Consider the following 4,836-nt stretch of genomic DNA (forward strand, 5'->3'; position numbering starts at 1 on the left):
GGTGCAGCTCCGCCTGCAAGGCCAGCCGGCCGGACTGAGCTATGCCGGACAGGTGCGTCTGCGGCAGGCTGCCTTTTCCCTGCCGGACTGGCACGTCGATATTTCTAGTCTGGACGGAACACTGTACGTTGACCCGGCGCGGCTGACGACTGATGAACTGCTCTGGCAGATCGGACGGTCGTCGTTCCAGGCCCGTGGCTGGGTGGCCGATTATCTGTCGGCGCACCGCACTGCCGATCTGTACGTGACGGTCCCTAAGGCGCACGACCGTGACGTGGCGTCCTTTCTGCCGGCCGGCACGTTGCTGGATGCGGGCGGTACGCTGAGCGGTCATATCAAGGCGTTCCTGAGCGCGGGTCAGCTGCATACCGAGGGCGAGCTGCGGCTCAGACGGGTCATGCTCGATCTGGTGTCTTTTCTGCGGCCGCTCGAAGTGGACCGGGGATGGCTGCGCTGGCAGGGACAGCGGGGAAGGTTTCACAAAGGCAATCGTGATAACAATACGATATCTAAGGACATCACGATTACCTTTGATATCAGTCAGGGGCGGTGGGGTGGCGGGGCTCTGACCGGACAGGGCCGCTTCGCATCCCTTGATCCGCCACGTGTCGAGCTGACGGCGCAGCTGACCGACCTCGATCTTGAGATGGCTTTGGCGCTCGATCGGCTACAGCCGGGGGCTGGAATACCCGGTACGGTGGTCCGTACCGAGCTGCGGGCCGATCGTCTGCGCTACAAGTCGCTGCAAGCCCACGACCTTCGTCTGGACTGTCACTGGCACGACCGTCAGGCCGACCTGACGCTGGCCGGGGCGCAGCTCGCCGGGGGCCGGGTGGCAGGCCAGGTGGTATTGTGGCCCGACCGCCAAGCCATGCTGGTGACCCCGCAGCTGACTGAGGTGGACACCTCGCGCTTCTTACAGGACATCGGCAGACCGTCCGGCGTGTTGACCGGTGCGCTGAGCGGGAACGGCCGAGTTGCTATTGCCGACTGGCAGCGCTGGGATCGTTTGGTCGACTGGGACGCCAGCCTGTCGCTGGTCCTGCGCGACGGCGTTATCCAGCGGCTGCCCGTTCTGGTCCGGCTGTGGTCGGCCCTGAGCCTCCAGGGCCTGCTCAGTTTTGAGCTGCCGAGCCTCGGTACCGGCTTGGCCTTTTCTTCTTTGGGCGGGGATCTGACGATTGACCAGGGCAGGCTGCGGACCGATAATCTGGTGCTCGACAGCAGTGCGGTGCGGTTCGACACCAGCGGCAGCCTCGACCTCGCTCCGCTGACCCTGGATCTGACCACGGCCCTGGTGCCTCTACACGGCATCACCAGCAGTGTGGCCAAGGTGCCGTTGGCCGGAGCACTCCTGGCCCGCGGGGCGGACCGTCTAACGACGCTGTCGTTTCGGGTGACGGGTCCGCTGGCCAACCCGACCGTGGCCCCCAGTCTGGTCAGGTAGAGGCAGGTCTCACGTTCGGCTCAGAACATGTCTCTGGGTGAGATCGGAGCAGAAACGCAGTGTGGCTACAGATGTTGCAGGGAGACCGAGGTGGAACGAATCGGAACTTCGCAGAATGAGACTGTTGGAGGCCAAGAGTGAAGCTCCTCAAGCACTTCTTGCTGAGCGTCGCGTGTGTCGTCTGGGCTTGGTGTCTGGCGGGTGTCACTGAGGCGGCCGTCGGTGAAGAGGACAGACAACGCATCCTTGCCTCAATAGACGCCCGTCAGTCCGAATACGCGGCGCTGGCCCGGCGTATCTGGGAACTGGCTGAGCTTGGCTACCAGGAAGAGCACAGCGCGGCGGCGCTGCAAAAGGTTTTGCGTGAGGCGGGCTTTGCGCTCGAGGCGGGGGTGGCGGGTATGCCGACGGCGTTTGTGGCCACCGCTGGTGCAGGCAAACCCGTGATTGGGGTCTTGGCCGAGTTCGATGCCTTGCCCGGACTCTCGCAGGCTGCGGTGCCGGAACGCAAGCCCATTGCTCGGGGAGAACCCGGGCATGCGTGCGGACACCATTTGTTTGGCACGGCATCGGTCGCCGCTGCCGTGGCGGTCCGAGACTGGCTCCACACCCACGAGCACCCTGGAACGATTCGGCTGTACGGCACGCCTGCCGAGGAAGGGGGAGCGGGAAAAGTCTATATGACCCGAGCCGGCCTGTTCGATGATGTTGACGTCGTCCTGCATTGGCACCCCAGCGACCGGAATAAAGCCGGAGCGGCCACGACGCTCGCCAACAAATCGGCCAAGTTTCGCTTTCATGGCCATTCCGTCCACGCGGCATTCGCGCCCCACCGCGGTCGCTCGGCTCTCGACGGTGTTGAGGCCATGAATTACATGGTCAATCTGTTGCGGGAGCATGTCGAAGAAGAGGCGCGCCTGCATTATGTCATTACCCACGGCGGGCTGGCCCCGAATGTCGTGCCCGAGTTTGCCGAGGTGTTTTATTACGTGCGGCATGTGGATGGCCGGCGGGTTGAGGAAACCTGGCAGCGGGTCGTTGCCGCAGCTGAAGGGGCGGCACGGGGGACAGGGACCCGCATGGAATACGAAGTGATTCACGGGATTCACAGCCTGTTGCCGAACGAGGTGCTGGCCCGGCTCGTTGATACGAACCTGCGGCGTATTGGCGGGGTGACGTATACCGAGGAGGAACAGCGCTTTGCGCTGGCACTCCAAGAGACTCTGGGAGAAACACCCCTGCCCCTGGGCTCTCAACAAGATGTGCAGCCCTTCGCCTTCCAGGTTCGCAGGAGTTCGACCGATGTGGGGGATGTGAGTTGGATGGTCCCGACGGCGGGGTTCAGCACCGCGACGTGGGTGCCCGGGACGCCGGCGCATTCGTGGCAGGCTGTTGCGGCCGGGGGCATGAGTATTGGCGTGAAAGGCATGCTGGTGGCAGCCAAGACGCTTGCCCTGACCGCCATCGATCTCTTGATCCGGCCTGAGGTGATTCAACAAGCCTGGACTGAATTTGAAGAGCGCCGGGGTACGGATTTTCAGTATCGACCCCTGCTGGGCGACCGTGCCCCACCGCTTGACTATCGCCGCTAATGCTGACTCAGGAGAGGCGGGGAGAGGCGCGCTCCTGAGTTCCTCCTTTACCCCTCCACCCCCATCGCCCACTCCGGCATTGTTAAGACGCCGGGATTTGGACCCAGACCAAGGTCGTGGGCTAGATGTACGAGGGGTCGCAGGGCGCGGAGGCTGGACCGTAGGGCCAGCCCAGAGGCAGAGGCTGCGTCTTCGCCGTCTCTGCCCAGCATACGGTCCAGGAGGTGAGCGCTAAGAGGCCGCTGGCGGGGAAAGAGTCTGACCGCGACGGTAGCCTCAGGAGCGATGCCGGCCGCCTGTTTGGCCAAGCGCAGGGCGACCGGAAAGCCGCCCAGTTCGTCGACCAGCCCGTGTGTCTTGGCGTCCTGGCCGGTCCAGATGCGGCCCTCGGCGACCGACAGGACGTGCTCGTGGTCCAGATCTCTGCCCTGGGCCACTTTGGTCGTGAAGTCGTGATAAATCCAGTCGAGTTGCTGGTTGAACTTCGCCCACTGGGCGGGACTGAAGTCCAGGTTGCTGCTCCACATGGTGGCGTTGTCGCTGGTATGGATCTCGTCCGACGACAGTCCGATTTTTTCTGGCCAAAGACGCCGATTGAGCCGGTAATCGTTCCCGGTTGGGCGACAATTTTGTCGGCGGCCATGGCAACGAAATATCCCCCGGAGCCGGCGACGTTGCCCATGGAGACGATGACCGGTTTGCCGGCCTGTTTGGCGCGCATCGTCTCGCGCCAGATCGTATCGGAGGCGAGCGGGGAGCCGCCCCGGCTGTCGACGCGAAAGACAATCGCCCGCACTTCGGTGTCGTCAATCGCCCGACGGAAAGCTGCGGAGACCGTGTCAGCGCCCATGACCGGACCGCCGAACACCGGGTCGAAGCTGGTTTTGCCGGACTGGACAGTGCCGACTCCATAGATCAGGGCGATGGTGTCGCCCTCGGTATGGGGGCGGCCAGCCCGGTCCAGATAGATGAACAGGGACAGTCGCTCGGCCTCCTGTCCGATCCGCTCGGCCAGCGTCTGATGCACCTCGTCCCGATAGGCCAGACCGTCGACTAGCTTGGCCTGAAGCGCGTCCTGGGCCAGAAAGGGGCCGCTGCTCATCAGGGCCCGGACCGTGTCCTGATCGAGGCTGCGGGACTCGGCAATCCCGTCCACGAGCTGGCCGAACTGCGACTCCATCAGTCCTTGTACGGCCTCTTTGTGCGGCGGGGTGTACTGCCGCTGGGTGTAGAGGTTGACCGCGTTTTTATACTTGCCGCGTACGCCGAAACGCGGCTCGATACCGAGCTTTTCGAGCGTCCCTTGAAAGAAAACGCTCTCAAACATCAGGCCGGTCAGGCCCACCCCGCCGGACGGTTGGATATAGATTTCATCAAAGGCGGTGGCCAGATAGTATACGCCATTGCCTGGGCCGATACCGCCCAACCCGTCGGCGTAGGCCAGCGCAGGTTTGCCCTGCGCCCGAAAGAGCCGGATCGCGTCACGAATTTCCTGGAGCTGGGCCAGACCCAGGCCGGCTGGCGTGATCCGGGCCAGCAGGCCGACGACTCGCTCGTCCTGGGCTGCCCGCTCCAGGGCGTCCACCACGTCGCGCGTGGTCCGGGTTTGGCCGAACATCAGGGCGGTCACGGAGTTGGTCGGCAGATACTCGACCAGCCCCTGGCTGAGGTCCAGCTCCAGCACCACCCTGTCCGGGACGTGTTGGCGGGACATGAGCGAGGACAGCAGTCCAAAGATGGCCATGACAACGACCCAGGCGCCGATCGTTGCCAGGATACGAACCAGGAGTTTCTTCA

At 63.9% G+C, this 4,836-nt stretch carries 3 protein-coding genes; 2 read left to right on the forward strand and 1 reads right to left on the reverse strand.

The genetic code is table 11. The annotated features are described in order from the left end of the window. Both J4F42_17900 and J4F42_17905 read left to right on the forward strand, forming a co-directional pair. Nucleotides 1-1,447, forward strand: a 1,447-nt coding sequence (locus J4F42_17900) for an AsmA-like C-terminal region-containing protein (GenBank protein ID MCE2487392.1), incomplete at its 5' end; no start/stop codon positions are given. 137 nt (nucleotides 1,448-1,584) lie between these two features. Continuing rightward, nucleotides 1,585-3,039 carry an amidohydrolase gene (locus tag J4F42_17905; protein MCE2487393.1) on the forward strand — a complete coding sequence of 485 codons (1,455 nt, stop codon included), beginning with the start codon at nucleotides 1,585-1,587 and terminating at the stop codon, nucleotides 3,037-3,039. Nucleotides 3,040-3,160: 121 nt separating this feature from the next. Here J4F42_17905 and J4F42_17910 read toward each other — a convergent pair. After that, nucleotides 3,161-4,836, reverse strand: a 1,676-nt coding sequence (locus J4F42_17910) for a S49 family peptidase (GenBank protein ID MCE2487394.1), incomplete at its 5' end; no start/stop codon positions are given.

The sequence above is a fragment of the Desulfurellaceae bacterium genome (assembly GCA_021296095.1).
GTDB lineage: Bacteria > Desulfobacterota > Binatia > Bin18 > Bin18 > JAAXHF01.